General features: G+C 70.6%; 1 protein-coding gene and 1 pseudogene. Both read right to left on the bottom strand.

What is annotated here, in order from left to right; genetic code table 11:
• A pseudogene (locus ACO2RJ_RS20860) lies at nt 1-215 on the bottom strand (hypothetical protein); the annotation flags it as partial.
• Entirely contained in the window at nt 202-1,434 is a 1,233-nt protein-coding gene (gene soxC, locus ACO2RJ_RS20855) for a sulfite dehydrogenase (protein WP_423269984.1), read from the bottom strand. The gene soxC and the pseudogene ACO2RJ_RS20860, both read right to left, overlap by 14 nt.
• Between the last annotated feature and the right edge of the window lie 3 nt (nt 1,435-1,437).

The following is a 1,437-nucleotide window of genomic DNA, read 5'->3' as shown; positions in this document are numbered from 1 at the left end:
TTCTCGCCATAGACCTTGGCGCCCGCCTCGACCGTTCCCGAGCCCGCCGGCAGCCCGTCCCCCGCCGGCTGGATCGCGAAGTAGCGCGCAAGATCGCCTTCGGCGACCGGGGTTCCGACCCCGGAGCCCGCCGCCGGGCTGTCCGCGAGCACGGCCGGGGAGGCGGCGAGCAGGCCGAGCAGCGCCGCAGCGGCGGCCGCTTTAAGCGTGCACATTGCTCACCCCTCCGTCGGCCGCGACCGCCCAGCTCTGGATCGCGTTGTAGTGGTAGACCGAGTTCAGCCCGCGCAGCTTGACGAGCTCGTCGCGCGTCGGCTGGGTCGCGCCGGTCTCGTCGGTGCAGCGGCTCTGCAGGGTGGCCGGCTGGCCGTCCCACGCCCAGGGCAGGCTGAAGCGCACCGTGCACATCGGCTCGGGCGGGTTCTCGATCCGCGCGAACCGCCAGCTGCGGCCGCCGTCGACCGACACCTCGACCGACTGCACCCGGCCATGGCCGCTCCAGGCGATCCCCCGGATCTCGTAGAGCCCGGGCTTCGGCAGCATCATGTCGGCGGAGGGGAAGGTGACGACCGACTTCGCCGCCATCTGCAACGTGAACAGCTTCGCCCGGCCGTCCGGCATCAGGTCGGTGTATTTGGAGGTCTCCTCGCGCGTCATGAACGGACGGTCGCTGACCTGCAGCCGCCGGAGCCATTTGATGTGCGTGTTGCCCTCATAGCCCGGCAGCAGCAGCCGCAGCGGGTAGCCCTGCTCCGGCCGGATCGCCTCGCCGTTCTGGCCGTAGACGATCATGCCGTCGCTCAGCATCTTCTCGAGCGGCACGCTGCGCGTCATGACGGAGGCGTCGGCGCCCTCGCCCAGCACCCATTGCGCGCCGTCCTTGAGGCCGACCTCGCGGGCGAGGGTCGAGAACAGCACGCCGGTCCATTCCGAGGTCGAGAGCAGGCCGTGCGTCACCTGCACGGTCTTGGCCGTCGGCTTCGCCCATTCGGTGAGCGTGTTGCCGGAGCACTCGATGAAGTGCTTGCGCGTGACCGAGGGCAGGCTCTTCAGATCCGCCATCGTGAACCGCTTCGCCGTGTCGACGAGGCCGTGCAGGATCAGCTGGTGCCGGGCGGGGTCGATCGTCGGGATCCCGCCGTGATGGCGCTCGAAATGCAGCCCCGACGGCGTCAGATTGCCGATCTGGGCGGCGAGCGGCGTGAAGGTCCAGGAGGTCAGGTCGGTCGGATTGCCGGCCTTGCTCCGCACCTCGCTCTCGAACTGCGACCGCGTCCCGTAGCCCCCGTCAGCCAGCAGCGGACGCCCCTGCTCCTTCGTCGGATCGTCCGGAACCTCATAGAGCACCGCCCCGGGCGGCGCGCCCGCCGGCGCCGCCCGCGCCGAACCCGAAACAAGCGCGCTCGCGCCAAGCGCCGTAGCCGCCGAAAGCAGAAG

It is taken from the genome of Hansschlegelia sp. KR7-227, from assembly GCF_049446035.1.
Taxonomy (GTDB): Bacteria; Pseudomonadota; Alphaproteobacteria; order Rhizobiales; family Methylopilaceae; genus Methylopila.
Note: the sequence above shows the minus strand (reverse complement) of the source record. Positions and strands in the feature narration are given on the sequence as shown.